The 25939-nt window shown below is 65.9% G+C and carries 20 protein-coding genes; 9 read left to right on the forward strand and 11 right to left on the reverse strand.

Annotated elements, in window-relative coordinates; genetic code table 11:
* The first annotated feature begins 34 nt into the window (after positions 1 to 34).
* Entirely contained in the window at positions 35 to 787 is a 753-nt protein-coding gene (locus QXZ94_RS20140) for a sulfite exporter TauE/SafE family protein (RefSeq protein WP_315721876.1), read from the forward strand.
* Here QXZ94_RS20140 and QXZ94_RS20145 read toward each other — a convergent pair whose 3' ends face one another.
* On the reverse strand, positions 788 to 1429 hold the full coding sequence (locus QXZ94_RS20145; RefSeq protein WP_315721877.1) for a LysE family translocator: 642 nt from the start codon (positions 1427 to 1429) through the stop codon (positions 788 to 790).
* A gap of 169 nt (positions 1430 to 1598) precedes the next feature.
* Here QXZ94_RS20145 and QXZ94_RS20150 point away from each other — a divergent pair, with 169 nt between their 5' ends.
* From QXZ94_RS20150 to QXZ94_RS20160, 3 genes are all read left to right on the forward strand, one after another.
* Complete coding sequence (locus tag QXZ94_RS20150) at positions 1599 to 3344, forward strand: adenylate/guanylate cyclase domain-containing protein (protein WP_315721878.1); 1746 nt, start codon at positions 1599 to 1601, stop codon at positions 3342 to 3344.
* Between the two features lie 113 nt (positions 3345 to 3457).
* Positions 3458 to 5251 (forward strand): adenylate/guanylate cyclase domain-containing protein, encoded by a 1794-nt coding sequence (locus QXZ94_RS20155; RefSeq protein ID WP_315721879.1) that lies wholly within the window; start codon positions 3458 to 3460, stop codon positions 5249 to 5251.
* A 173-nt stretch (positions 5252 to 5424) separates the two neighbouring features.
* The gene (locus tag QXZ94_RS20160; protein ID WP_315721880.1) at positions 5425 to 8232 is read left to right on the forward strand and encodes a di-heme-cytochrome C peroxidase; all 2808 of its coding nucleotides are present in this window, start codon (positions 5425 to 5427) and stop codon (positions 8230 to 8232) included.
* 47 nt (positions 8233 to 8279) lie between these two features.
* On the opposite strand, the gene QXZ94_RS20165 is transcribed toward QXZ94_RS20160, so the two are convergent.
* A complete protein-coding gene (locus tag QXZ94_RS20165; protein ID WP_315721881.1) occupies positions 8280 to 10808 on the reverse strand; it encodes a DUF2309 domain-containing protein in 2529 nt (842 codons plus the stop codon).
* Positions 10809 to 10821: 13 nt separating this feature from the next.
* Positions 10822 to 12408 carry an NADH-quinone oxidoreductase subunit L gene (locus QXZ94_RS20170; RefSeq protein ID WP_315721882.1) on the reverse strand — a complete coding sequence of 529 codons (1587 nt, stop codon included), beginning with the start codon at positions 12406 to 12408 and terminating at the stop codon, positions 10822 to 10824.
* 112 nt (positions 12409 to 12520) lie between these two features.
* Between QXZ94_RS20170 and QXZ94_RS20175 the strand changes: the two genes are divergently transcribed.
* Positions 12521 to 13408, forward strand: a complete 888-nt coding sequence (locus tag QXZ94_RS20175) for a LysR family transcriptional regulator (RefSeq protein WP_315721883.1) — start codon at positions 12521 to 12523, stop codon at positions 13406 to 13408.
* Between the two features lie 814 nt (positions 13409 to 14222).
* On the opposite strand, the gene QXZ94_RS20180 is transcribed toward QXZ94_RS20175, so the two are convergent.
* Both QXZ94_RS20180 and QXZ94_RS20185 read right to left on the reverse strand, forming a co-directional pair.
* Positions 14223 to 14873, reverse strand: a complete 651-nt coding sequence (locus QXZ94_RS20180) for a CPBP family intramembrane glutamic endopeptidase (protein ID WP_315721884.1) — start codon at positions 14871 to 14873, stop codon at positions 14223 to 14225.
* A 454-nt stretch (positions 14874 to 15327) separates the two neighbouring features.
* Positions 15328 to 15477, reverse strand: coding sequence for a hypothetical protein (locus tag QXZ94_RS20185; RefSeq protein ID WP_172132221.1), 150 nt, complete (start codon positions 15475 to 15477; stop codon positions 15328 to 15330).
* 360 nt (positions 15478 to 15837) lie between these two features.
* On the opposite strand from QXZ94_RS20185, the gene QXZ94_RS20190 reads away from it, so the two are divergent.
* Positions 15838 to 17073, forward strand: a complete 1236-nt coding sequence (locus QXZ94_RS20190) for a hypothetical protein (RefSeq protein ID WP_315721885.1) — start codon at positions 15838 to 15840, stop codon at positions 17071 to 17073.
* Between the two features lie 54 nt (positions 17074 to 17127).
* Here the strand turns inward: QXZ94_RS20190 and QXZ94_RS20195 are convergent, their stop codons facing one another.
* Positions 17128 to 17451 carry an immunity 53 family protein gene (locus QXZ94_RS20195; RefSeq protein WP_172113227.1) on the reverse strand — a complete coding sequence of 108 codons (324 nt, stop codon included), beginning with the start codon at positions 17449 to 17451 and terminating at the stop codon, positions 17128 to 17130.
* Between the two features lie 158 nt (positions 17452 to 17609).
* Positions 17610 to 18413, reverse strand: a complete 804-nt coding sequence (locus QXZ94_RS20200) for a GntR family transcriptional regulator (RefSeq protein WP_315721886.1) — start codon at positions 18411 to 18413, stop codon at positions 17610 to 17612.
* Positions 18414 to 18426: 13 nt separating this feature from the next.
* On the opposite strand from QXZ94_RS20200, the gene QXZ94_RS20205 reads away from it, so the two are divergent.
* Positions 18427 to 19629 carry an ABC transporter substrate-binding protein gene (locus tag QXZ94_RS20205; protein WP_315721887.1) on the forward strand — a complete coding sequence of 401 codons (1203 nt, stop codon included), beginning with the start codon at positions 18427 to 18429 and terminating at the stop codon, positions 19627 to 19629.
* A gap of 99 nt (positions 19630 to 19728) precedes the next feature.
* Here the strand turns inward: QXZ94_RS20205 and QXZ94_RS20210 are convergent, their stop codons facing one another.
* On the reverse strand, positions 19729 to 21270 hold the full coding sequence (locus QXZ94_RS20210) for a PAS domain S-box protein (RefSeq protein WP_315721888.1): 1542 nt from the start codon (positions 21268 to 21270) through the stop codon (positions 19729 to 19731).
* A gap of 53 nt (positions 21271 to 21323) precedes the next feature.
* Between QXZ94_RS20210 and QXZ94_RS20215 the strand changes: the two genes are divergently transcribed.
* A complete protein-coding gene (locus tag QXZ94_RS20215; protein ID WP_172132217.1) occupies positions 21324 to 22034 on the forward strand; it encodes a hypothetical protein in 711 nt (236 codons plus the stop codon).
* On the opposite strand, the gene QXZ94_RS20220 is transcribed toward QXZ94_RS20215, so the two are convergent.
* Both QXZ94_RS20220 and QXZ94_RS20225 read right to left on the reverse strand, forming a co-directional pair.
* The gene (locus QXZ94_RS20220; RefSeq protein WP_315721889.1) at positions 22024 to 22866 is read right to left on the reverse strand and encodes a tetratricopeptide repeat protein; all 843 of its coding nucleotides are present in this window, start codon (positions 22864 to 22866) and stop codon (positions 22024 to 22026) included. The two genes, QXZ94_RS20215 and QXZ94_RS20220, sit on opposite strands and share 11 nt — an antisense overlap.
* Positions 22867 to 22945: 79 nt before the next feature.
* A complete protein-coding gene (locus tag QXZ94_RS20225; RefSeq protein ID WP_315721890.1) occupies positions 22946 to 23893 on the reverse strand; it encodes an alpha/beta hydrolase in 948 nt (315 codons plus the stop codon).
* Between the two features lie 192 nt (positions 23894 to 24085).
* Here QXZ94_RS20225 and QXZ94_RS20230 point away from each other — a divergent pair, with 192 nt between their 5' ends.
* On the forward strand, positions 24086 to 24565 hold the full coding sequence (locus QXZ94_RS20230; protein WP_315721891.1) for an Hsp20 family protein: 480 nt from the start codon (positions 24086 to 24088) through the stop codon (positions 24563 to 24565).
* A gap of 275 nt (positions 24566 to 24840) precedes the next feature.
* Here the strand turns inward: QXZ94_RS20230 and QXZ94_RS20235 are convergent, their stop codons facing one another.
* A complete protein-coding gene (locus QXZ94_RS20235; protein WP_315721892.1) occupies positions 24841 to 25872 on the reverse strand; it encodes a hypothetical protein in 1032 nt (343 codons plus the stop codon).
* Positions 25873 to 25939 lie beyond the last annotated feature (67 nt).

The following is a 25939-nucleotide window of genomic DNA, read 5'->3' on the forward strand; positions in this document are numbered from 1 at the left end:
GTGCTGACGACGGACATTGGTCAATGTCGGCACCATGATCGATCCGATCCTCATCTTCATCGCCCTCGCCCTGACGCTTGCAGGCTTCGTGAAAGGCGCGCTGGGCCTCGGTTTGCCGACCATCTCGGTCGGGCTGCTCGCGATCGCCATGCCGCCGGGGCGCGCGCTCGCCATCGTCATCGTGCCGGCCGTCGTCACGAACATCTGGCAGACCTTCGCCGGTCCCTATCTGCGCGACATCGCAAAGCGGCTGTGGCCGCTGATGGCGGGCACCGCAATCGGCATCTGTCTCAACGCCGGCGCCCTCAGCCATGCATCGACGCGCTACGGCAACATCGCGCTCGGCGCGCTGCTGATCATCTATGCCGTCCTGGGCCTCACTCGCTTTGCCTTCAAGGTGGCGCAGCGCCACGAGAAATGGGTCGGCGGCATCGTCGGGCTCATCACCGGGCTGATCTCAGCCGCGACCGGCGTGCAGGTCGTGCCATCGGTCCCCTACATGCAGGCGATCGGGCTCGAGAAGGACGAGCTGGTCCAGGCGCTCGGCGTGTTCTTCACGGTCGCCACCATCACGCTCGCCTTCAACCTGACGAGTTCCGGCCTGCTCAGCACGGCCACCGCCCTCCCCGGCGCGATCGCGATGGCCTGCGCCTTTCTCGGCATGTTCGCAGGCCAGGCAGCGCGATCGAGACTGCCGGCCGAAGCGTTCCGCCGGGTGTTCCTGATCGCGATGGTCCTGCTCGGCCTCTACCTGGCCGGCAGCGCGATCATCCCGTTGGTACTTTGATCAGCGCGCCTCGAACATCGCGATCCTCACACCGAGATAGACCAGCAGGCCGCCGATGGCGCGATTCAACCAGAGCAGCGCGGCGGACGAGCCGCGGACGCGGCGCGCAGTGCGTGCCGCGATGACGGCGACGCCGAGACACCAGATCGTGCTGTTGACGATGAAGATCGTGCCGAGCAGCACGAAGGCGAGCGCCTTGTTGGGCGCGTCGGCTGCGACGAATTGCGGCAGGAAGGCGAGAAAGAACATCGCCACCTTCGGATTGAGAATGTTGGTGAGCGCGCCCTGCCAGAACACCTGGCTCAGCGTGATCACGGGGGCTACCGGCTCAATGCCCGACTCTGCGGCATTCGGCCGACGCGCAAGCAATTGGGTGAGGCCGAGATAGACCAGGTAGGCGGCACCCGCCCATTTCACGACGGCAAACGCCGTAGCCGATGCGGTGAGCAGGGCCGACAAACCGATCGCGCTGCCGAAAACGTGAACCAGGCAGCCCGTGCTGATGCCGAAGGCGGCGGCCGCGCCCCCCCGCCAGCCGATCTGCGCGCTGCGGCCAACGATGTAGGCCGTGTCCGGGCCCGGCGTCATGTTGAGCAGCAGCCCGGAGAGGAGAAACAGCGGCAGATCATGGATTCCGAGCATGATTGAACGTTTCCTAACGATATCGATCTAATTCTGGAGCCATCCAGGGTGTTGCCCTCCCGAACGGCGGGCTGCAAGCTGCTTGATCGAAGGTCGCGCGATTGGTTCTGCAAAAGGATTGGATTCGGCCGCCTCGGCCATGGTATGCGCGAGGCGGGAGCACGATGTGATGGAAAGACGCCTCGCTGCCATCCTTTGCGCCGACGTCGCCGGCTATTCGCGCATGATGGGGATCGACGAAGCCGGCACCCACGCGGCCTTCAAGGCTCATCGCGGCGCCATCCACCCGATCATCCTCAATCATGCCGGCCGCATCGTCAAACACACCGGCGATGGCTTCCTGCTGGAATTCGCCAACGCCGCCAGCGCGATCCAGTTCGGAGTCGAGATGCAGTGCCTGATGGCGGAGCGGAATGCCGAGTTGCCCGCCGACCGCAGCATGCGCTTTCGGCTTGGAATCCATAAGGGTGAGTTCACGATCGACGATGGCCAGGCCTTCGGAGACGGCATCAACGTCGCCGTCAATCTCGAATCCATCGCGACGCCGGGTGGCGTTGCCGTCTCGGCGAAGGCCTATGAGGAGGCGAGCCCGCAGCTCCCGGTCAGGCTGACCAGTGCCGGGAGCTTCCAGTTCAGGGATCTGCAGGAGCCGGTGCAGGCCTGGACCTGGGAACCCGGCAGCGAGACGACCATCAGGGCACGGACGAATGCCACGACCCTGCCGCCACAATATCGCACGGCGATCGTCGGCGTCTTGCCATTCGTGAACCTCGCGGACGGCCCCGACGAATACCTCGCCGACGGGCTCGCCGACGACCTGATCCACGCGCTTTCGCTGCAATCGTTCTTTCGTGTCTTGAGCCGGACCTCGACGTTTCGCTTCAGGGACCGCGGCCTCAACCCCCGTCTGGTCGCCCGCGAGATCGACGCGACCTATCTGATCCAGGGAACGGTGCGGCGCTCGCTCCAGAAGATCCGCGTGACGGCCGAGCTGATTGCGCCCGAAACCGGCGCCCAATTGTGGGCCGGGCGCTACGACCGCGACCTCGGCGATCTCTTCGCGATGCAGGACGAGATCACGACCAGCCTCTGCGCGGCGCTGATGCCGGAGATCTATCGCGTCGAGGCCTCGGTCCCGGTTCGCTCGTCCGCTGCAGACCCGACGGCCTGGGACCGGTTTCTGCGCGGACTGTCGCACTACTATCGACCGACCAAGGCCGACTATGAGGTCTCGATCACGCTGTTCCGCGAGGCCATCGGCCTCGATCCGACGCTCGGCATTGCCCACGCCTATCTGGCGACCATTCTGATGCAAGGCATCAACTTCGGCTGGATCAAAGGGTCGCGAGAGCTCTGGGACGAAGCAAAGAGTCTCGCACTCGACAGCGTCCGGCTCGATGCGCGCTCCTCCTTCGCCTACGCGATCCTCGCCTTCGTCCAGGCCATGCAGGGCGCTCATGAGGACGGCATGAAAGCGGCGCGCAAGGCGACCGAGCTCAACGCGTATGACATGGGCGCGCGCGGCGTGCTCGGTCTTTGCCACATGGTAACAGGCGATCACCAGCAGGCCATCGATCAGTTCTCGGTCGCAGCCCAGCGCGGCAACAGTGACCCGCGCTATCAATGGCCGGCGTTGAACGCCTACAGCCATTATCTGATCGGCCGCTACGAGGCGGCGTTGTCGTGGGCACGCGAGGAGCTATTCCTCTACCCTAACCATCTGCAGGCGTTGACGATCCGGGCAGCGACCCTGGCTCAGCTCGGCGATCGCGACCAGGCCCGGGACGCCATCGGCGCGCTGTGCGAGCAATATCCCTGGCTGACGCTCGACCGCCACATGAAGAACATCCGTTGGAGGAAGCGGGACGACATCGAGCATTACCGGGACGGGCTGATCAAGGCCGGATTGACCTGACCGATCGGGGCGTCGGTCATCCGCCTGCCACATGGCCTGCACATTGCTTCCGCAAATTCATTGGATTCGAGCTACGTTGCCGTGGTATCGCCCTCTGTCAGAGCGAGGAACGGATGGAGAGACGGCTGGCCGCCATTATCTGTGCCGATGTGGTCGGTTACTCGCGGATGATGGGCGCCGACGAGGCGGGGACCCATGCCGCCTTCAAGGCGCATCGCGGCGCCATCCACCCGATCATTCTCAATCACGGCGGCCGGATCGTGAAGTACACGGGGGATGGCTTCCTCCTGGAGTTTCCGAGCGTCGTCGGCGCGATCGCGGCCGGGGTCGAGGTGCAGAAGCTGATGGCCGAGCGCAACGCGCACCTGCCGGCCGACCGGGTGATGCAGTTCCGCCTCGGCGTCAACATGGGCGACGTCATCTTCGACGAGGACGAGGTGTTCGGCGACGGCGTCAACACCGCCGTGCGACTTGAAGCCGCAGCTCCCCCGGGTGGGATCGCGCTGTCGAACAAGGCCTACCAGGAAGCCAGCAAGCATCTGACGGTCACATTCGTCGATCGCGGACCGTTCCGCTTCAAGAACATCGAAGACACGATCAACGTCTGGACCTGGGATCCTTCCGCCCCCGAGACCAACCGCGAGGCCAGGCCTGCCGCGTCCCTTCCGGCACAGTACCGAACGGCGATCGTCGGCGTGCTGCCCTTTGCCAATCTCAGCAGCGAAACCGACGAATATTTCTCGGACGGATTGGCGGAAGACCTGATCCACGCGCTGTCGCTGCAATCCTTTTTCCGGGTGCTGAGCCGCAACTCGACCTTTGCCTTCAAGCATGCGGGAATGAGCGCCCGCCTCATCGCCCGCGAGATCGATGCGACCTACCTGATCCAGGGCTCGGTGCGGCGGTCCGGCAACAAGATCAGGGTCACGGCCGAGCTGGTCGCGCCGGAGAACGGCGAGCAGTTGTGGGCCGGTCGCTACGACCGCGACATCGGCGATCTGTTCGCCGTGCAGGACGACATCACCGCCAATCTGTGCACCGCGCTGATCCCCGAGATCTACCGTGCCGAGGCGGCGGTGCCGGTGCGGTCCGTCACCACCGACCTCACCGCGTGGGACCGCTTCCTGCGCGGGTTGTCGCATTACTACCAGCCGACCAAGGCCGACTACGAAAGCTCGATCGCGCTGTTCCGTGAGGCGATCAGGATCGACCCCGGTCTCGCGATTGCTCACACCTATCTCGGCACCATCCTGCTGCAGGGCATTCATTTCGGCTGGATCCGAAACTCGCGTGGGCTGTGGGACGAGGCGATGGGGCTCGCCGAGGCCAGCGTGCGGCTCGATTCCCGCTCGTCCTTCTCCTATTCGCTGTTGGCCTACGTCCATGCGATGCAGGGGCGCGTGGAGGCGGGCATGGAGGCTGCGCGCAAGGCGCTGCAGCTCAATCCGTACGATATGGGCGCGCGCGGCGTGCTCGGCGTCTGCCATCTCGTCGGCGGCGAGCACCGTCAAGCGATCGAGCTGTTCTCGGTGGCGGCGCAGCGCGGCAACAGCGATCCGCGCTATCAATGGTCGGTGCTGAGCGCGTTCAGCCACTACATGCTCGGTCAATATGACGCCTCGCTGTCCTGGGCCCGGGAGTCGCACTATCAGAACCCCAACCATCTGCAATGCCTCGCCATTCGCGCCGCCGCCCTGGCGCAGCTCGGACGCTCGGTCGAGGCCGGCGAGGCGGTCGCCGCGCTGCTGAGCCAGCATCCGTGGATGACGATCGACCGGCTTCTGAGCAACATCCGCTGGCGCAATCCGGCCGACATCGCGCATTATCGCGACGGCCTGGTCAAAGCCGGGGTGCCGCTGACCAAGCTGACCCTGGTCGATACCAAGGCCAAACGCGCGAGCGAATGACGCAATCTCGACTTGAGGTTGACACCGCGCCGGGTTACTCCATCATTCATAATTGCATTGTAGCGTTCAGACGCTGAGGGCTACGCCCTTCCGCGGCGCCATTCGGCGCCGGCTTTATCTGTTTGCGTGATCCACGTTTTCATCACTCAGGTGCTTTCCAAGGATGTCGTTCGATGCAAGAAGACACCGCCCGCGTCCGTGACGCCCTTCCTGGACAGATTTCTGTCTCGCCCGACAACCCCTGCCCCTTCCTGCGTGCGCTCGTCGCCGGCGGCTTCGTCGACGGCCACAGCGTCCCGCTGAAGACGATCGGTGATCGCGTCGAGGCGGCCAGCGGCGAGACCGGCTTGAAGAAGCGCATCGTCGGCATCGAAACCTTCGGCGTCGCGCTGATTGCCAACGGCTTCTCGCCGCTGCGGCTGCTGAAGAGCCTGTGGTCGGGCGCCGATCTCGATCAGCTGCGCAACGGGCCGCTCGACAAGCATGGCGGCGGCTCGCGCATCCTCGACGCCGAGGCCAAGGTCCACCCGGACGAGATCGATCGGTTCGCGAGCTTCGGCAGCGATCATGCCGACCCCAATGGTGGCACCGAGCGCGGCCTGAACGCGGCGCAGATCCAGACCTTCATGAAGGCCAATCTGAAGCGCGACGGCGACAAGGCGCGCTGGTACTTCCCCATCCTGATGCAGGGCGAGTGGCCGGTGCTGCTGAATATCCTGGGCAAGGGCGAGGGCGACGGCCGTTATCTGTCCGTCGCCGAGGTCCGTACGTTGTTTGTCGAGCGGCGCTTCCCGCAACGCATCGCGGCGCGGCTGATGGCCAAGCCGAAGCCCGCCAGCGTCATCTGGCGCATCGCCAAGACCGTGGTCAGCGCCGTGGTGCTGGCAGGCGCTGCCGTGCTCTTGGCCTGGATCGCCGCGCCGGATGCGGTGAGCGACAAGCTCAGCGCCATGCTGCCGAAGAAGGTCGCGGCCTTCATCCCGCCGGCACTCCCGGAGGCGGAGCCGACCAAGGCGGCCTACTGGCTCGACCAGGGCTGGACGACCAAGGACCGGCACTGGTTCCATCACGTGACGCAGGGCACGGCCACCTTCCCGATTCCCTACAACTGGTTCATGGCGATGGAGCAGCCTTATCTGTCGCCGTTCGGCACGCCCGGCCTGATCTCAGACAGCGCCTATCTCGAGCGTTTCGGCTTCATCCCGAGCCCCAAGAGCGTCGATGGCGATCCCGGCGCGCTGCGGCCGTTCGGCTACGCAGCCAACGCGACCGCCAAGACCGACATCGCGCCGGCGCTGCCGGCTGGTCTAAAGCCGACGCCGGCCGGCAATGAAGGCGGCCTGCCGGTCGGATTTGCGCGGCTCTCCGGCGCCGCCGATCCGGCCACCGGCGCCGAGCAGTCCGACAAGATCGGCCTCACCTGCGCGGCCTGCCACGCCGGCAGCATCCACTACAAGGGCGTCAGCGTCCGCTTCGACGGCGGCCCGGGCATGGTCGACCTGCGCAAGCTCGAAGAAGCCATGGGCTTTGCGATGATCTTCACGCAATACGTCCCCGGCCGTTTCACGCGCTTTGCCGACCGCGTGCTCGGCCCCAATGCCTCCGACGCCGATCGCGACGCCCTGAAGAAGGGTCTGAAGGCCGCGACCGACTTCGCACTCAACATGCAGGCGAAGAACTACCAGAAAGCGATCGAAGCCAAGGGCCAGACCGAGACCGAGGAAGGCTTCGGCCGGCTCGATGCGCTCAACCGCATCGGCAACCAGGTGTTCTATCTCGACATGGCCGTGAGCGGCCTGCCGAACATGCTCGGCAACCAGGAGGCGATCGACGCGCCGGTGTCCTATCCGCCGATCTGGACCGTGCCGTGGTTCTCCTGGGCGCAGTATGACGGCTCGATCGCGCAGCCGCTGATCCGCAATGCCGGCGAGGCGCTCGGCGTCTTCGCGCAGATCAACTTCTCGCCGGAGACGGCGAGCGACAAGCTATGGCGCTCGTCGATGGCGATCGAGAACCTGCTCCATATCGAGGACATGCTGCGCGGCCCCGATCCGTTTGCGACGACGACGCCGGCGTTCGGCGGCCTGACGTCGCCGAAATGGCCTGAGAAGCTGTTCGCCGGCGACGACGCCTGGAAGGTGGACCAGGCTCGCGTCGAGCGCGGCCGCAAGCTCTACGCCACGGTCTGCGTCGAATGCCATCTCGGCCCGGTTGCCGATCCCGTGTTCGACAAGACCTATCCGGACAAGAGCTTCTGGAAGATCAAGCCGGCCGACGACTGGGAGAGCAAGGGCTGGAACGCCAAGGGCCCGATCCTCGACCTCGTGCAGAAGCCGGTCGATGCGATGCAGACCGATCCCGGCCAGGCCAGCATTCTCGCCACCCGCAAGGTCAAGGTGGCCGGCTTCCTGGAGGTCGACCCGGCCAAGGATCTGAAGGGCTGCAATCTGCCGCAGGGCTCGACGACCGACATGCCCTATGCGCTGGCGCTGATGGCGGTGGTGCAAAAAGCGAGCGACAAATGGATGGAGGATCGCAAGCTATCGCCGGCCGAGCAGGCGGCGCTGTGGGGCGACCGCAAGAACTGCCCGAACCCGGCCGGCAAGAGCTATCGCGCCCGCCCGCTGAACGGCGTCTGGGCCACGGCACCCTATCTGCACAATGGCTCGGTGCCGTCGCTGTACTGGATGCTGACCCCGGCCGCCGAGCGGCCCACCTCGTTCTGCCAGGGCGCGCGCGACTTCGATCCGAAGCATGTCGGCTTCGACGTGCCCAAGGGCGGCGAGACGGCGTGCAAGGTCGGGCAGTCCCTGTTCGCCGTCAAGGACAGCAGCGGCAAGCCGATCAAGGGCAACAGCACGCTCGGCCATTCCTTCGAGGGCCCGACCAAGCCCAACAAGGACTATCCGAACGGCATCATCGGTGGCGCCTTCTCCGAGGAGGAACGCTGGGACCTGATCGAGTATCTGAAGACGTTGTGAGGTCACCACGCGGCGCGTCTCGCTGATGGCGAGGCGCGCCGGCAGGCTCACGCCGCCCTCCAGACGCCGGGACGGAGGCAGCGCCGGATCGTCGCGCCCTGCTCGCTCAGGGAATGCAGCATGACCCAGCCATTGACGACGAGATCGCGCACACCGGGGTGACGCTGCATGACCTCGTCCATCGCGCCCTCCGGCGCGGCAATGAAGACGTTCAAACGCACCGGCTCGTGGATGAAGCGGGTGCCGTCATGCACCGACTGCCATGGCAGCCCGACCCTGAGATCACCGGCATTGCCTTCGAGCACGCCGAGCTGGCCGACGATGTTGTGCAGCACCTTGTTGCCGCTGCCGAAGGCGGCGTTGTTCACCGTCGAGCCGTAGTATTGCAGATTGATCCAGCTCGCGACCACCATCGGCGCCGTCATGATCAGCTCGAGCGTGCGATGGCCGTCGTCGCGCGCTTCCTCGTAGGAATGCAGGAAGGCACGGCCGCCGAGATCGAGCCCGCGGGTGAAGGTCCGCGGCGCGGCGATGAAGGCGGCGTTGCCGGCGAGTCCCCATTCGGGGCGCACCTGCGACCAGTCGCGGCTGCGCGCGATCACGGCTTCGTCGACATCGGATGTGTCGCGGATGCCGAGCAGCGCGCTGCGCTCGAGCCGCGCCAGCCGCGCAGCGTCTGCCAGCCGCGCCTTCAGCCGCGACAGATCTGGCGCGAGCACGGCCGGAACGTCGTCTTCATCGAACAGCGTCACGGCATCGGTCGTGGTGTCGTGCAGCGCGCCGATGAACCAGCAATCGGCGGGAATGTCGATGCCCTTGGCGCGCAGGCCCTCGCGGACGCGCCAGTCGTTCAGCACGGCTGCGGCCACCCGCGCATTCGCCTCGCCGGTGTGGCCGCCGCAGGCGCCGCAATCGAGCCCCGAGGCATGCGGATTGTTGACTGTGGTGCTGCCATGGCCGGCGAGCAGCACCAGCCGCGCGAACGGCCCGGTCAGCGACATCGCCTTCAGCACCGCTTCCGCCATCGCGATGCGCTGCGGATCGGTGAAGCCTGTGGCCCGGCCGCCGAGCTCGCCCGCTGTCAGTCGCGGCTGGACGCGGGCAGCGACCTCCGGATCGAGACCGTCGACGACCGGCGAGGGCACCGGCCGCGTCAGGCCGAGGCTGTCGGTCGCGATCTTGGCGGCAAAGCCGAGGCCGGCGGTCTCGACGAAGGAGAACGACGACACGGCCGAGACCTTGAACGACTTCCACGCCTTGGCCGCGCGCCGCCGCAGCAGCCGCAGGCCGAGCACCTCGGCTTCCTCGACGTCGTCAGCATCCTTGACCGCCTCGCAGACGATGAAGGCGGGCTTCAGCAGCACCGGGCATTGCGCGCCGCCCCGGCCATGACCGATCGGGACATACTCGATCGGGAAGCCGAAGAATCCGGCGAAGCCGATGGTCTCGGCTTCGGGATAGGCGGTCTCCAGCGCGCGCCGGAATATCTCCGAGCGCACGTCGATGCAGAAGGCGGCCTGCACGGCTGGCCGCGCTGCCAGCCGCGCCGGGGCGGCCAGCGACCCGTGTGCCGCCAGCTTTGCAACGAGCGTCGTCCGGAACGCGATCTCATGGGCCTCGTGGAGGACCAGATCGATGGCGAGTTCGGGCGTCTCGTCCAACCGATGATCGGCCGGCAGCTTCGCCGCCTCGGCCATCGCCTCGGCCCAGGCGGTCTTGAACGCCGCGTCGGTGCGCGACTGGAACAGCGCAAAGCCCCAGGCCAGCCGGATCGCCAGCAGCTCCAGCAGCGTGTCGTCGCGCCGGCCATCGAGCTCTGCGGTCCAGCCGATGTAGCGCGCATAGGCCGACCAGCCGCCGAGATCGAACAGCGCCCGCACCAGATAGTCCTCGACCGCGCGCTCGGGGATGCCGAGCCGATCGATGATCAAGTCGATCGCCTGCACCGGATCGCCCGGCAGCTCGGCGATCGCCTCGCGGAATCCGGTCAGGCCCATGACCTCCGGATTGCGGTCGGAGGCCGCGAGCTTCCGCCAAGCGGCGTAAGGCTTCAGCTTGCGCACCGGGCTCGGCCAGCTTGCCTGGCCCTCGTCGAAATAGCTGGCTGAGAACGCCGAGATCTCGTCGATCATGAAGGCGACCAGCGAGACGTAGCGATCGCCCTCGGCGAGCCGGTCGAGCACCTCGGCGACCGTCGCCACCACGGCGGGCGGCGACGATCGTTCGGCATCGGCACGCGCCTTCTGCTTGAGCGCTTCGACGTCGAGGCCCGTCGAGGGATGCAGCGCGAGCGCCTGCGCCAGCGCTGCATCGTCGATCCGGCCGTCGTCGAGCGCCTGCCGATAGTACGCCCGCGGCATCAGCATCCGCGTCCGCGCCACGCGCTCGAAGGTCGCCGCCGTCGCCGCGAAGCTCTGCGAGGTGAAGCCGAGGAACGGATTGACCGCGACGAAGTGCTTGAGCGGCCAGAGCGGCGCGACCCGCCGGCAGGCGCTGTCGATGCAAGCCATCAGCGCGGCATCGGCGGTGGTGTCGATCGGGTCCGTCATCGGCATGGCAAGGGCGGCCTGGGTCATGGGAGATCTCGGATCACGGGTTGGATGGAGAGGAGGTCGAGGTGCGGGGCCAGACCGTCAGCACGAGGCGGTTGGCGAGCGTGTTGAGATAGAGGCCGTTGCGCAGGTGGACGTAAGCCGCGATCCAGAACGGCGCGTCGGCGCGACGCATCATCTGGTTCTGGAACACGGTGACGGCCGCAAACGAGACCACCACGGCGACTGCGATCAGCATCGGCACGACGCCGTCGATCGGGCGTGAGGCAGGGAAGCTGCCGGCCACCAGCCAGGCCATGCCCGTCTGTAGCGTGAAATAGAGCAGCGCGACGCCGACAGCGGTGACCGCGGCGCGGGCGACGACGAAGCCGTTCGGCCGCTCGTCGATGGCATTGGCCATCAGATGCACCAGGCCCATCAGCAGCACCGCGCCGAGCGCGATCTGCGCGGGATTGCTGCGGAGTGTCATGCCGAAGGCGAGCCCGGTCAGCAGCGCCAGACCAATCACCGCGACCAGCGCCAGGATGAGCCGGGCCGCATGCGGCTGGCCGCCCGGGCTCGGCGTCCACGACGCCCGGGCGAGATCGATGATGCTGCCCGAGGACAGGAAGGCGTGCGCCTTGTAGAGCGAGTGCGCCACGATGTGGAGCAGCGCCGCGGAGAAGGCGCCGAGGCCGCATTGCAGCAGCATGAAGCCCATCTGCGCGACGGTCGAATACGCGAGCTGCACCTTGACCGAGGTCTGCGTCAGCATCACCAGCGAGCCGAACAGCGCGGTGGCGCCGCCGACGACCGCGAGCACGTCGAGCGCCGGCGTCGCCAGCAGCAGCACGTCGCTGAGCCGGAGCACCAGGAAGCCGCCGGCATTGATGATGCCGGCATGCAGCAGCGCCGACACCGGCGTGGGCGTCTCCATCACCTCGATCAGCCAGCCATGTAGCGGCAGCTGGGCGGATTTGAGCATCGCGGTCGCGACGATCAGCAACGCGGCGATCGTGACCAGCGTCGATTGTGCCCCCTCCCCCGCCCGGGCGTGGGCGGCGAGGCTGCCGATCTCGAGAGTGCCGAACCGGACGTAGAGCAGCAGCGCCGCGAGCGCGAGGAAGGCGTCGCCGAGCCGGCTCGCCACGAACTTCTTGCGCGCGGCCCGGATCGCGGCCGGCCGGGTGCCGTAGAACAGCAGCAGCTTGCCGAGCGCCAGACTGGTGGCGACCCAGGCGGCGAACAGCAGCACGAGATTGCCGGAGATCGGCAGCAACAGCACCGCCGCCAAGGTCAGCAGCAGCCAGCGCGTGAACCGGACCTGGCCCGGATCGCCGTCGAGATAGTTGCGGCTGTAGCTGATGACGACCAGGCCGATGAAGCTGACCAGCACGGAGAGGATCGCGCCGAGCGCATCGAGCTGCAGCGACAGTCCAAGCCCGTAGCCGCCGAGCAGCGGCGTCCGCCCTGCCCCGATGATCGCTGCGCCCAGGCTTGCGACCAAGGCGATGGCGAGGGCGACCGCAGCAGCCGCGATCGCGTTGCGGGTGACGGCTCTGGCGCTGCCGCCGGTGCCGGCGAGGCCGGCGACGGCGAGCGTGAGGGGCGCAAGCGCTGCAAGACAAGGAAGGAACTGGTTCATGGCGGCCCGGTCGGTTGGTCGGATGAGACGATGTCGCCCTGCTTACCGGCTGCCGTTCCTTGTTAAAATTTCAATGATTGAACCTGATCGTTGTAAAATATAGAACGATGCCATGCCGCATCTGAACTACCATCACCTGCGCTATTTCTGGATCATCGCCAGCGAAGGCAGCATGAGCCGGGCGGCGCAGCGCCTCAACGTCTCGCCCTCCTCGCTGTCGGTGCAGGTCAAGGCGCTGGAGGAGCAGCTCGGGCAGAAGCTGTTCGAGCGCACCGGGCGCACCCTGCAGCTGACCGAGGCCGGACGCATCGCGCTCGACTATGCCGGCAGCGTATTCAAATCCGGCCATGAGCTGATCGAGACGCTGTCCGGTCTGCGCCCTGGCCGGCAGCTGCTGCGGGTCGGCGCCGCGGCCAATCTGTCGCGCAACTTCCAGATCGCCTTCCTGAAGCCGCTGATCGGCCGCGGCGATGTCGAGCTGATCATCCGCACCGGCCAGTTCGCCGACCTCCTGGAGCAGCTCGACGCGCACAAGCTCGACCTCGTGCTCGCCAACCATCCGGCGGCGCCGGACACGCGCAGCAATTTCGACAACACGCTGCTCGACGAGCAGCGCGTCAGCCTGGTCAGCCGTAAGCCGTCCAAGGCCGTCCGCTTCCGCTTTCCGCACGATCTTGCGACGACGCCGGTGATCCTGCCCGGCCGCGGCAGCGCCCTGCGCTCCGCCTTCGATGCGCTGGTCGGGTCGAGCGGAATCCGCCCCATCATCGCCGCCGAGGTGGACGACATGGCGATGCTGCGTCTGATGGCGCGCGAGAGCGGCGCGGTGACCCTGGTGCCGTCGATCGTCGTCATCGACGAACTGCGCTCCGGCGTACTGGTCGAGCGCGCCCGGCTGAGCGCGCTGAAGGAGCAGTTCTTCGCCGTAAGCCAGCAGCGCCGCTATCCGAATCCGCTGGTCGCCGAACTGATCGGATCGCGCGGCAAGAAGGCGGGGTGAGGCCATACGAGTCGCTGCCCGATACAGCGCCCTCTCCCCTTGTGGCAGAGGCATCGCAGATTTTTCCACATACTCGGTTGGGTGAGGGGTTCTCTCCGCCGGTCCCGATCGTGGAGACATCCCCCTCACCCGACCGAGCTTGCCGCGCCGTCCTGCAAGCCCTCTCCCGCAAGGGGAGAGGGCGCATTCACGAGCAACGCAATCATGTCCCATGCCTGTCCTCACATACGAGGGTCAGGCAATCGCACTCGACCTACTACACGGATGTCAAACAGCCTAAATCACACGGGATCGCGCTCTCGCGGCCAAGGCGGCCCGAGCTTTGCGCTTGTTCACCCTCCGCTGATCACGGGAGGGCGCAGGGAAGGCCGGACCTCGACTGAGGCCCGTGGCCCCCGTGCGGACAAGAATGCACGGGGCAGGAACCACAGGTTCAGCCGGACAGACCCGGCCTTCCCTGCGCGATGGCTTTACGAATTATACGCGATCTCCCCGGTGTCCGGCTCTTAGCCACCGTCACCCGCGCGCTTCGTCAAGACAGCGCAGCGAGCTTGACGCCAGCATCGGGGCGTCAGGACCACGCGATTTCTCCGTGCGCAGCGGATCGTTCGTCGGCATGATTGCTCACGCTGCGACCCGCCGCGCCCACCGCATCCAGCCTCCCACGCTCGTGACGACCGCGATACGCCCCTCCTCGCGGAGACCGGACGCGCGCAGACTACACGAATCTTGAATTACGTAAATCAGAATATTTTTCGCCGCAGGGCTGGACAAGGTTGTGCGGGGCAAGCCCGTCGGGCAAATCAGTTGCGGCTCACGCGAAAGCGACCAGGTCGATCAGATAATGCGCGAGGATCACTGGCCATAACGCCACCGATCGCTGCAGCATCAGGGCCAGACCTGCGCCGATCAGCGCCGCCGTCGTGACGTTTCCAAGTCCCGTCCACCAATGATAGACACCGAAGAGAATAGACGAAACGAGGACGATCGAGATGCGATTCTTGTCCAGCCATAGCCGCAACACATGTCCGACACAGCGGCGGAAGACGATCTCCTCGCTGACGGCGACCAGAGCGAGACCGACGACGAGATCGAACAGATATAGCCAGCCCTCGGGACGAGGATAGCTTCCGAAAACCGTCCCAGGAAACATCCCGTTGATGACGGCGCTCATTGGCTGGCAGAGACGTTCGGCCAACGACAGACCGACGACCCAGAGCGCGGTCTCCGAGGGGACGATGCGTGTCTGCTCCCGTCGAAACGCGGCCATTCGTACGGAGGGGATCGCTGCGGCGACCACGAGCGCACCAAGCCGGCCGGCGTAGTCAAAGGCGATCCAGCCGAGCGCTTCGTGCTGGTGCAGCCGCATCACCTGGGACACGATCATCGGTGCAAGCACAGCCGCGAGCCCCGCAACCGCGGCACCTCTGGCCGCCTTGTCGCTGGGATTTCCGATCTCGCGCACGAACTGGCTTCCGGATGTTTGACGACGCAGCAGACTCCATTCGATGCGAACGTCAATCGTTCACGCGTGAAGCCCTGCGCGACTGACCGATGCCAGCCCCGCTGGAAATTTGCTAGTACTACTGCATCAGAAACACTGCCCGCTATCCGTCGTCATTCCGGGGCGCCCGAAAGGCGAGCCCGGAATCCATAGCCACAGAGGGATGTTTGGCGGCAAAGTGCCCACAACCAGCCTGCCTTACACTGTTGCCTGTGGGTATGGGTTCCAGGCTCGCCCTTCTGGCGCCCCGGAACGACACGTGGAGGGAGCAAAGCCCTTTTCTAACGCAGTACTAGACGGTGCTTCGGTGCAGAGAAAATTGATGGACGATTGGCATGCAGGAGTTCGCCAATCTTGCGGACCAACTCCCAACACGCATCAAGCCGGGAGCCAGTCCGCTTTGCGGACGGCCCGATCAGAACATCGCGGGCGGGCTCAGGTTGACGCCGTGCTGGACCAGCACGAGCGACGCGACGACGCCGGTGAGTGCAAACATCGTCACGAGGCCGAAGCCGGAATTGAGGGCGTGGGGACCAAGTAGTTTTCGCGCGATCATCTTCAACATAATTGTCTCCTCCTGGAAATATCAACGCGCATCACTAGAGGGACGGCGCGTTACCGGGGGGTTTCCAAGCTTGGAGAGATCGGCGCGTGGTGAATGCATCCTTGTGTGCGCCGTGGGTCTGGCATGAAGTCCGCTTAACGCTGCCGGCGCATTCGGATCTGCCTTGTCGTCGAGCCGCGAGGCGGCGGTCCCAACCCGAGTCGGTCCATCTGCGGCATCGAGGGGGGCCATCCCCGCTTTGATTGAACACACTCAAAATGATATACATTTCGAATCATCGCGTAAGGGTTGTTTTCATTCGCGTCTGATCGGCTGTTCTTTTCACACCGTTACTTCAATGATTTTCAGGAGATTATAGTGATGACGAGCACCAGCAATGCCGTTCCGATCGTTTTCGAGAACCTCAGCAAACAAGACGTCTGGGTGCAATTCCTCAACGGGTCGTTCGGACCCGGCCAGCTCGGCGGGAGCGGCACGGTCCCGCTCAGCGGCAACACCGGTTATGCGTTGTCGGCCCTGGAGGGGATCGTTCCGGCCTATTCGGCCACGCAGAAGATTCCCAACGTCTTTCTCGACAACTTCACCAATGGCCGGATCTATCTGAACTTCGGATCGAGTGGCCTGTCGGGGCTGGGCAACGGCTATCAGCCGGCGCCGCAGAATCCCAGCGACGCCAACTACAACACGTCCTATGCATATCTGGAGACCAACATCTTCGGCAACACGCAGAACAATCTCGACATCAGCGACATCGATTTCGCCAGCATGGCGCTGGAGGCCAGCACCTGGAGAAGCGGCAAGCAGGTCGGGGCGCTGAAGTTCAACGACTCCAAGCCCGGCGCCATCGGCGCGAACATGGAGGCGCTGGGGACGCTATCCGGCGGAACGGCGGTGGTCGGGAACTACGTTCGCGTCATCGGCCCTGGCCTGACCAGCGGCTACCCGAACTGGAGTGCGTATTTCACCTTCCTGGCGTCGCAGGGACCGACCAAGATCGCCGGCTATTACGGCGGGCAGGCGGGCGGCAGCGGGCCGACCTCCGCTCACCACTACGCGCTGACCGCGAGCTTCGGAAGCGCCGACGTCACCCTCACGGGCACCATCACCAAGGCCGGCTCGCGGACGCCGGAGGCCACGACGATCGTCATCACCTACGCCAACCTGAACCAGCCGACCGGCGTCTATGGCTGCAACCCGTCCTACTCGGTGAACGGCGGAACGCCGACAGCGGGGATCGTCAACGACGTCTATGGCTGGATCGTCGGCGATCTCCTCGCCGGGCTCAGCTACGGCTTCCCCGGCAGCACCACGCAGGTGACGGTCGACGGCAAGTCGACGGCGCTCGGCGACGTGAGCTCCACGACCTGGTTCGAGCTGGCCAAGAGCACCCCGTCGCTGATGTTCGCCGGCGCGCAGAGCAACAGCGCCTACTACAATCAGTACGCGGCGCAGATCGCCGCCATATCGGGCGACTTCTACGGCTTTCCGTTCTCCGACCGCGTGCAGCAGCCGCTGCTGTACTTCCCGCCGCTCGGTCAGTCCGGCGGCGTGGACTATCTGAAGATCACGATCCTGCCGGTCGCCTATCCGGCCTGACGAATCGCGCCCGCGTGCCCATTGCGCCGAATGAGCACGCGGGCTGCCCTCGCATCAATGCTGAGCGCCCCGCGCGGCCGCAATGGCCCAGGCGAGGAAGATCGCGATGACGTCCTCCAGGTGATTGGGTCCGCAGAAGGCCTCGAAGACCTTGCCCCGAACGTGGCAGTGGCACCAGTCATCGTCATCGTCGCCCTGAACCTTCACCTCCGTGAAGGGACGCTCCGCCAATGCCGTGGCGGACAGGTCGATCCTGAGGGTCCATCCCGGATTGTCCAGGGTGCCGATCTTGATCCCGTATTGATGCTCCCACTGGCCGTCGCATTGGGAGGCGTACCAATCCTGAAGGGCTTTCAGAGGGTCGCGCTGATCCCGCATCTGCATCCCATCCGTTGACGACGTCCGGTCCGGGACCGATCGGTCGGAGACATTTGCGGCCTGCGTCCCGGTACGGCGGACCGGTGCAGGATGATGCAAGTCGCTGATCCGCGCGAGAGCCGCCGGAGCACAGTCTCGGGAGCGACTCTCGGCCACCATCACCTCGCCTCGTTCATCGCCGCGGCGGCCAGCAACGCGGCTTCGATCGTGTCCCGGGTCTTGCCGAGATGGGCCGTCATGATGCTCACCGCACGCTCGGTGTCGCGCGCCACCGTCGCCTCCATCAACTCGCGATGCTCGCGAGCCGCGTCGCGCTTGCCCCGGTCGGTCTTGCGGGCGAGGTCGAGGTAACGCTCATTGTGCGCCGACAGCAGATCGCGCACCCGCAACATCCAGGTGCTGCCGCAGGCCTGCGCCAGCGCGGCGTGGAAGTCGCCATGGGCCAGTGTCCAGGCCGGCGAGAAGCTGCCGTCGTCGGCGGCAATCGGCGTCGCCGCCAGACGATGATGGGCGGCAACGACCGCCGTTTCCCATTCGAGATCGCCGTTGGCGATGGCGCGGCGCAGGCATTTGGTCTCGACCTCGATGCGCATGTCCGTGAGGTCGCGCAGATCGGCAATCGACACGGGGGCAACGCGAAAGCCGCGTTGTGGCAGCGCCGTCACCAGCCCCTCCGCCGTCAGCCTGGCCAGCGCCTCGCGGATGGCGCCGGTGCTGACGGAGAACGCCGCGCCGAGTTCGCTGATCTTGAGCTTCTCCTCCGGCCGATAGAGGCCGGCGAGCAGGCTGGCGCGGAGCCGTTCATAGGTAGTCTGTGTGGCGCTTGCGGACATGGCTCGCTCGATGACTCGCAATACGATAGCAGAACCAGAAAATAGATTTTCAATAAAAAGTATATTTTTATTGCCCGTCGCCCGGGACGTCCCTATGCTTCGACACAAGGCCGCCGCCAGCGCGGCCATCAGGGAGGTGTCCATGCGAAGCGTGATTGCAGCTGCAGGCTTGCTCATCGTGTCGTCGATGCCGGGTGCGCCGGCCAGGGCGGAGGATCAGCCGGGTATCACGGCCACCGAGATCCGCATCGGACAGACCATGCCCTATAGCGGGCCGGTGTCCGCCTTCGGCATCCTCGGCAAGGGCGAGGTGGCCTATTTCAAGATGGTCAACGATCGCGGCGGCATCAACGGGCGCAAGGTCAACCTGCTCTCGCTGGACGACGGCTACGTGCCGCCCAAGACGGTCGAGCAGACGCGGCGGCTGGTCGAGAGCGACGAGGTCGCCTTCATCTTCTCGACCATGGGCACCGCGCACAACACCGCGATCGCCAAATATCTGCAGGGCAAGAAGGTGCCGCAGCTGTTCGTGGCTTCCGGTGCCTCGAAGTTCGGCGATCCCGCGCAGTTTCCGCTGGCGCTGATGGGCGTGATGGCACCGTTCCGCAACGAGGCGCGGATGTATGCGCGCTACGCGCTGCAGAAGAAGCCGGATGCGACCTTTGCCATTCTCGCGCAGAACGACGATTTCGGCCGCGACTATCTCGCCGGGCTGAAGGACGTGCTCGGCGAACGCTTCGACACGGCGGTGACGGTGGCGAGCTACGAGTCCACCGAGCCGACCATCGACTCGCAGATCGTGAAGCTGAAATCCTCCGGCGCCGATGCGCTGATCATCGCCGCGACGCCGAAATTCGCCGCGCAGGCAATCCGCAAGACCTTCGAGATCAACTGGCGGCCGATGACGTTCCTGACCAACGTCTCGGTGTGGATGTCCTCGGTGATGGAGCCGGCCGGCCTCGAGGCCGGCACCGGCATCATCTCGACCGCCTACGTCAAGGACCCGCTCGATCCGGCCTGGGCCGACGATCCCGGCGTCAAGGGCTGGCGCGACTACATGGCCAAATACGTGCCCGACGGCGACATCCGCGATTCCAACTACGTCAACGGCTACAACAACGGCATGGCGCTGGAGCACGTGCTCAAGGCCGCCGGCAACGATTTGTCGCGCGAGAACATCCTGAAGCAGGCGCTGTCGATCAAGGATCTGGAGCTGCCGATGCTGCTGCCCGGCATCAAGGTCAACACGTCGGAGGGCGACCATCTGCCGGTCGAGCAGGTGCAGTTCATGCGCTTCACCGGCAAGCAGTGGGAGCGCTTCGGCGAGGTGCTCTCGACGAGATAGTCGAAGGCACCCCGTTGCCGCTGCTGCATCGATCGTGTGCGGCTGACCTGTCACGCCGGCCATGAAATGCAGGGACGGATCGGGCCGTGGCTGTCCGGCTCAGAGCCCCCGCGCTCCGGAATCGTCGCTGCCCTGCGCCTGCACTTGCTCGAGCGGCACATCGAGCCGCCAGACGAAGCCTTCGGGCGGAAAGGCAAGTTGCACCTCCGCCTGCAGTGCCAGGCGCGGATTGCGATCAATCATCACACTGCCGAACCCGGTCCGCTCTGGCGCCGCAACGGCAGGGCCGCCGCTCTCGCGCCAGACTATTCGTAGGCGCTTGCCGTTCGCTTCATCGATGACCGCGCAGGCGATGGAAACCTGCCCGGCGGCGCCGGACAGCGATCCGTATTTGGTCGCGTTCGTGCCGAGCTCGTGGATCGCCAGACCGATCGTCTCGCTGGCGGCGGGGGACAGCAAGACATCGAGATCCCCTGTCAGGATGATCCGGCTCCCGACGAGATCACCGACCGGTGCGAGTTGGGACGAAATCAGCTCGCCGAGCCGCGCGCCGCTCCAATTGTGCTGGGTCAGCAGATCCTGGTTGCGCCCCAACGCCGCGAGCCGACTCGCCAAGGCGTCCGAATCGTGCCGGTCGACAGTTCTCATCACAATAGCCTGGACGACCGTGATCATGTTCTTGGCGCGATGGTTCACCTCCCCCATCAGCAGCCGGATCTTCTCTTCGCTCTGGAGCTGCGCGGTGATGTCGGTGTTGGTTCCGAACCAGCGCCAGATCTGGCCGGTGTCGTCCAGCACCGGCTTGGCTCGTGACAGGAACCAGCGGTAGGTGCCGTCCTTGCCGCGCAGCGGAAAGGTGTCCTCCCATTCGACGCCGGAATCCCAGCTTTCCTGAATGCGCGCCTTCACCCGCTCGACATGATCGGGATGATGCACGCTGGTCCAGCCCCAGCCCTTCATTTGCTCGATGGTCGTACCTGTGTAGTCGTACCAGCGCTCGTTGTACCAGAAGATCGATCCATCGCGATCGGCGATCCAGGCAAGCTGGGCGATGTTGTTCGCCAGCATCCTGAACTGACGTTCGCTGTCGGCCAGCCTGTTTCTCAGCTCGATCGTCCGGCTGATGTCGCTGGCGATCTTCGAGGCACCGACGATCGTCCCGGCCCTGTCTCGGATCGGTGACACGCATATCTCGACCGGGATCGGCAATCCCTGCTTGTTGAGCCGCACCGTCTCGAAGCGAGGCACGATCTCGCCCGCGCCGACCCTTTCGATGATGTGCTCCTCCTCGCGGAGCCGGTCGGCAGGAATGATGGTGCGGATCGAGCGGCCTACGATTTCTCGTGCAGACCAGCCAAAGATGTCCTCTGCGGCGCGATTCCAGCTCCGGATCGTGCCTTGCAAATCTTTTGAGATGATGGCGTCGAAAGAGTTCGCGACGATTGCCGCCAGATGCGCATCACTTGTCCCGCTATTCCTGCGGCCCATTGCAAGCCAGACCCTGCCTTTTTCACGGCAAGGAAAACACAAATTTGCGCAGCTGCAAACAATAGACTTGGGCCACCGGAGGCATATGGCGGAGCTTGACGGAAAAGCCGAATGCCGGCGCTCGAAGCCGGCATGACGGATCATCGCTGTCATCGTGACAATCCGGAGGTTATGATCCTGCGCGCTACAGGAGCACTGCATTTCCGATGTCCGAGACCGATTCCCTCACGTTGAAATTTCGTTGCCCCAAGGAGCTCGAAGGCCGCATTCCGCAGCCGGTGCCGGCGCCGATGGGCGTTCCCGAATGGGTCAAGAGCATGCCCGCGACGGCGTTCAGCGCGCTCAACCAGGCGGAGGAGCAGACCGTCAAGCGCTGCCCGCCGTTCATCGACGCGATGACGACGGGTTTCCTGATTCCGCTGATCTGCGATCTCAAGGTCGAGGACGGCGGCATCAGCTGGGACAACGAGCTGCCGCCGGGCGGCGCCATCGATTTTCCGCGTTCGCCGATCAGCTTTCACGACGTCTCGCAGGTCACGGGATCGCCGCTGTTCGAGGCCGACCGCTTCCTGCTCAAGTTTCACAATCTGTGGACGATCGAGGCGCCCGATGGCTGGGCGCTGCTGTTCACCCACCCCGTGAACCGCTTCGACCTGCCGTTCACCACGGTGACCGGCCTCGTCGACAGCGATCGCTTCCACGACAGCTTCGTGCACTTCCCGGCGCATTGGCACGACACGGCATTTCGTGGCGTGCTGCCGAAGGGGACGCCGGTCGCGCAATGCATCCCGGTGAAACGGCAGACATGGGCGATGCAGACCTCGGCCTTCACCGAGGAGGAGATTGCCGACATTCACGAGGTGCGCGACGCGCTCAAGCGCGAAACCGGCGTCTATCGCAAGAGGTTCAGGGCTTGAGGGTCCCGTCGGCGCCAAGGAATTTGGCGGCCGCGCTCGGACGGAAGAAGAAGCGGCCATGCGAGGTCACCGCCAGCGTGTAGGCCGCACGGGTCAGCAGATGCGGCCGGCCGCGCACCACCGTGCGCAGCGCCGCCTGGGCACCGTCGCGATCGCCCATCTCGGCCAGGCACATCGCCAGATTGGCGCGGGTCTGGGTATCCTCCGGCCGCAGCCCCAGCGCATGGCGGTAGGTGCCGGCGGCCTCCGCGTAGTCGCCATCCAGAAAATGCACCCAGGCGAGTTCGACCAGGATGTCCGGACGTCCCGGCGCCGCCTCGCGCGCCGCGACGAGATTGTCCCGCGCACGCGCGCGCTCATTGGCCTGCAGGCAGAGCCGCGCGAGATCGAGCTTGAGATCGACACTGTCGGGCGATAGCGCCTGCGCCTCCTCGATGACTGCGATGGCCTCGCCGAGGTCGCCGGATTTCGCCAGCCGTCCGGCGAGCTCCTGAAAGGCAGGGAAGAACGGCGGGCGCCGCGCCGCGGTCTTGCGCAATTGCGCGATCCCATCGGCTGCACGCCGCGACTCGCACAAGGCCGCGCCCAGCAACGTCTCCAGCTCCGGATCAGGGCCGCGCAGCGCTGCCTTCTCCAGCGCCGCCACCGCCTCGCCCGCGCGCTGCTGGCCGAGCAGGGCATGGGAATGAACGAGCAGCGCGGCGCGATCGGTCCTGGCCGTGCGCAGGATCGAGGCGGCGATCTGCTCGGCGCGCGCGAACTGCCGCGCACGCAAGGCGTGGATCGCCTCCTGCAGCGCCTGGGCCTGCAACCTGTTCTGCGCCTTGCTCACGACCAGCCGTCACGACCTCTCGGAATGGCCGATAGCTCTAGCCCGCAAGACGACAGGGTGTCCAGCAACGGCGGATGGCTCAGCCGAACAGCGGCGTTCCCGGCACGAAGGCGTCGAACGCGGCCCAGAACTGCGAACGGTAGCGGTCCTGCTCCTGCAGGATCTCGTGCTTGGCGCCGGCGATGACGAGATGCGAGCCGGCGCGCAGATGATAGGCGAACTCCTCGATCGCGGCTGTCGACACCACGCTATCGCTGGAGGCGGCCAGCATCAGGATCGGCTGGCGGATCTGCGACGGGTAGCTGATACCGCGGAAGGTCGCCATGGCCGAGAAGGCGGCATCGGCCCAGGCCACCGTGGGCGAGGCGATGCCCAGCGTCGGATCCTCCTCGAGGATCGCGGCGTTGCGCGCATAGCGCACGGGATCCGAGGTCAGCGGATTGTTGACGAAAGGCGCGAGCCCGCTGATCTCGTCATTGCCGCCGGGCACGTAGCGACCGCCCTGCCCTGCGATCCGCATCGCGCGCAGCAGCAGCCGCGCCGGCAGCGAGGTGCGCCGGCCCGGCAGATCGATCATCGGCGCCGACAGCACGACGCGGTCGAACCAACGCTTGCCGGAATGAGCGAGCCGCAGCAGCACGGTTCCGCCCATCGAATGCGCCAGCGCGAAATAAGGCGGCGGGCAGTCCGGCAGCACCACCTCGGTGACGAAGGTCTCGACGTCGACCTCGTAGTCCGAGAACGAGCGCACATAGCCCTTGCGCGTGTCGCGCAGGCGCCGCGACGAATGGCCCTGGCCGCGCCAGTCGATGATGGCGACCGCAAAGCCGCGATCGCGCAGATCGCGTACCGTCTCGAAATACTTCTCGATCGACTCGCTGCGTCCCGTGAACACGCAGACGGTTCCCTTGCGCCCGGCCGGTGGCGCCCAGCGCGCAAACCGCAGCTCGGCGCCATCCGGAGTCTTGATGGTGCCGGCGGTGGCGTCTTCGGGAACGGGATTGGCGGGAATCGAGACGAGCGTCATGAGGCGCCCATCGAATAGGTGAACGGCAGTGGGAATCAAGGGGTGGAACGGCAAAAAGAGCCGCTTTCGGGGACCCTTGAACGCCAAAACGTCCGACCCATATCGAGATCGTGCAGGCCGTCACGGCTGCACGACAGCCCGGCCCGATGGCGGGCGGGTTTGCCAATAGTCGCTCAATGGAGGACTTTGACCATGCGTACCTACGACCTGACCCCGTTCTATCGTTCCACCGTCGGTTTCGACCGTCTGTTCTCGATGCTCGACCAGGCGACCGCCGAGCCCAGCCCCGGCTACCCGCCCTACAATATCGAGCGCACCGGTGAGAACGCCTACCGCATCACCGTCGCCGTCTCCGGCTTTGGCAAGGATGAGCTCTCCCTCGTCGCGAAGGAAAACACGCTGACGATCAAGGGCGAGAAGGCCGCCAACGAGAACGGCAAGAAGAGCGAGGTGCTGTATCGCGGCATCGCCGCCCGCGCGTTCGAGCGCAGCTTCCAGCTCGCCGACCACGTGGTGGTGAAGAACGCCAGCCTCGAGAACGGCCTGCTCCACGTCGACCTCGTCCGCGAGATTCCCGAGGCCAAGAAGCCGCGGTCGATTCCGATCTCGACCAATGCGCAAGCCGTCGAGCAGCCGGCGATCGAAGGTTCGGCCGAGAAGGCCGCCGCTTAACCGGCACGACGGCACTCCACAGACACGAACGCCCCGGGCAACCGGGGCGTTTTTTTCGCTCTGTCAGCTGGATGGGATCGCGCGCGATCACCCGGAGATGCCGGACCGCCGCTCACCGCTGTCATGCCCGCGCAGGCGGGCATCCAGTACGCCGCGGCGGCGGTGATGAACCGAGATGCCGGTGGCTACTGGATCGCCCGGTCGAGCCAGGCGATGACAGTTGTGGGTGGGGCAGCGGCGGGGGGCAGACGCTCCGCGGAAGTTTTCAGCCTCAGTTATTCCAGCCCCTGGGCCGGCGGCATCTTCGCGGTCGGTAGGATCTGCGGCGCTGGCTTGGCTGCCGGCGCGGCGATCGATCCGGTCGTCTGCGGCGCGGCCGCGGCCGACTGGACGGGTTTGGCATCCGACGGCTTCGCTTCGGTTGCCTTGGGCTCCGATGGCTTGGCGTCAGACGACGTGGCCTCGGCCGGTTTGACCTCGCCTGCCTTCGGCGCGTCGGCCTTCGGATCGGCCTTGGCCTCGACCGGCTTCGTCTCGGCCGGCTTCACCTCCGCGGGCTTAGTCTCGGCCGGCTTGATGTCCGCGGGCTTGGGCGCGGCCGGCCTGGCTGCCTCTGCTGGCTTCGGGTTGAGCGCCGCCGTCTGCGGCGGGGGAGCGACCGGCCGCGCGGCGGGCGTCGGCACCTTCGGCAGCTGCGCCGGCATTGCATTGGCGACCCGGGGCGCCGCCGGCGGCACCAGCCGCGGGTCGGCGCGGATCACGGTCGGCGGCGGCAGCCGGTCGAGGCCACCGCGCGGCGCCGGCTCGTAGCGCATGCGTTCGTAGTCGTCGCCCCACTGGAACGCCGGCACGAAGCGGATGATGCGCCCGGATCGGGCATCGACCACGAGCTTGCCGTCCTCGCCCTGGCGGTCGAGCACCGCCACGACATAGACATTGCCGCGCTGGCGCGGCGCGCCGAGCGGCGAGAAGCCGTTGTCGCGCAGGATGGCATAGACCTCATGCACCGGCAGGAACGCCGGCGCATAGCCATAGTCCTGCTGGTAACCGTCGCGATACCCATCCTGGCGGTACACCGGCGCCGGCGGCGCGTAGCGCTCCTCGCGGTAGCCGTAGTCCGGGGCCGGACGATAGCCGTAGCGCGGCGGCGGCGCGGGCAAGACGGCCGGCGGCGCGTCGGAATAAGGCGCATCGAAATCGGAGACCGCCGTGTACGACCCGCGCAGACCCGACGGCGGCAGCGGCTCGGCCTGCGCGGCAAAGGCTGCGATCAACGAGGCCGAGACGGCTCCAACTAGCAACTTCATGGCTCAAAGCTCCTGCATGCCCCCGCACGTGAAGCTGTTCGCTTCTTCTCAAGTGGGCGGACGTTCT

It is taken from the genome of Bradyrhizobium sp. SZCCHNS2022 (assembly GCF_032377575.1).
Classification (GTDB): domain Bacteria; phylum Pseudomonadota; class Alphaproteobacteria; order Rhizobiales; family Xanthobacteraceae; genus Bradyrhizobium; species Bradyrhizobium aeschynomenes.

What these genes read in the sequence shown, in the direction of transcription:
- QXZ94_RS20140 (WP_315721876.1), top strand. Translation starts at nt 35, where the DNA reads ATGATCGATCCGATCCTCATCTTCATCGCCCTCGCCCTGACGCTTGCA.
- QXZ94_RS20145 (WP_315721877.1), bottom strand. Translation starts at nt 1,429, where the DNA reads ATGCTCGGAATCCATGATCTGCCGCTGTTTCTCCTCTCCGGGCTGCTG.
- QXZ94_RS20150 (WP_315721878.1), top strand. Translation starts at nt 1,599, where the DNA reads ATGGAAAGACGCCTCGCTGCCATCCTTTGCGCCGACGTCGCCGGCTAT.
- QXZ94_RS20155 (WP_315721879.1), top strand. Translation starts at nt 3,458, where the DNA reads ATGGAGAGACGGCTGGCCGCCATTATCTGTGCCGATGTGGTCGGTTAC.
- QXZ94_RS20160 (WP_315721880.1), top strand. Translation starts at nt 5,425, where the DNA reads ATGCAAGAAGACACCGCCCGCGTCCGTGACGCCCTTCCTGGACAGATT.
- QXZ94_RS20165 (WP_315721881.1), bottom strand. Translation starts at nt 10,808, where the DNA reads ATGACCCAGGCCGCCCTTGCCATGCCGATGACGGACCCGATCGACACC.
- QXZ94_RS20170 (WP_315721882.1), bottom strand. Translation starts at nt 12,408, where the DNA reads ATGAACCAGTTCCTTCCTTGTCTTGCAGCGCTTGCGCCCCTCACGCTC.
- QXZ94_RS20175 (WP_315721883.1), top strand. Translation starts at nt 12,521, where the DNA reads ATGCCGCATCTGAACTACCATCACCTGCGCTATTTCTGGATCATCGCC.
- QXZ94_RS20185 (WP_172132221.1), bottom strand. Translation starts at nt 15,477, where the DNA reads ATGTTGAAGATGATCGCGCGAAAACTACTTGGTCCCCACGCCCTCAAT.
- QXZ94_RS20190 (WP_315721885.1), top strand. Translation starts at nt 15,838, where the DNA reads ATGACGAGCACCAGCAATGCCGTTCCGATCGTTTTCGAGAACCTCAGC.
- QXZ94_RS20195 (WP_172113227.1), bottom strand. Translation starts at nt 17,451, where the DNA reads ATGCGGGATCAGCGCGACCCTCTGAAAGCCCTTCAGGATTGGTACGCC.
- QXZ94_RS20200 (WP_315721886.1), bottom strand. Translation starts at nt 18,413, where the DNA reads ATGGCCGCGCTGGCGGCGGCCTTGTGTCGAAGCATAGGGACGTCCCGG.
- QXZ94_RS20205 (WP_315721887.1), top strand. Translation starts at nt 18,427, where the DNA reads ATGCGAAGCGTGATTGCAGCTGCAGGCTTGCTCATCGTGTCGTCGATG.
- QXZ94_RS20210 (WP_315721888.1), bottom strand. Translation starts at nt 21,270, where the DNA reads ATGACAGCGATGATCCGTCATGCCGGCTTCGAGCGCCGGCATTCGGCT.
- QXZ94_RS20215 (WP_172132217.1), top strand. Translation starts at nt 21,324, where the DNA reads ATGTCCGAGACCGATTCCCTCACGTTGAAATTTCGTTGCCCCAAGGAG.
- QXZ94_RS20225 (WP_315721890.1), bottom strand. Translation starts at nt 23,893, where the DNA reads ATGACGCTCGTCTCGATTCCCGCCAATCCCGTTCCCGAAGACGCCACC.
- QXZ94_RS20230 (WP_315721891.1), top strand. Translation starts at nt 24,086, where the DNA reads ATGCGTACCTACGACCTGACCCCGTTCTATCGTTCCACCGTCGGTTTC.
- QXZ94_RS20235 (WP_315721892.1), bottom strand. Translation starts at nt 25,872, where the DNA reads ATGAAGTTGCTAGTTGGAGCCGTCTCGGCCTCGTTGATCGCAGCCTTT.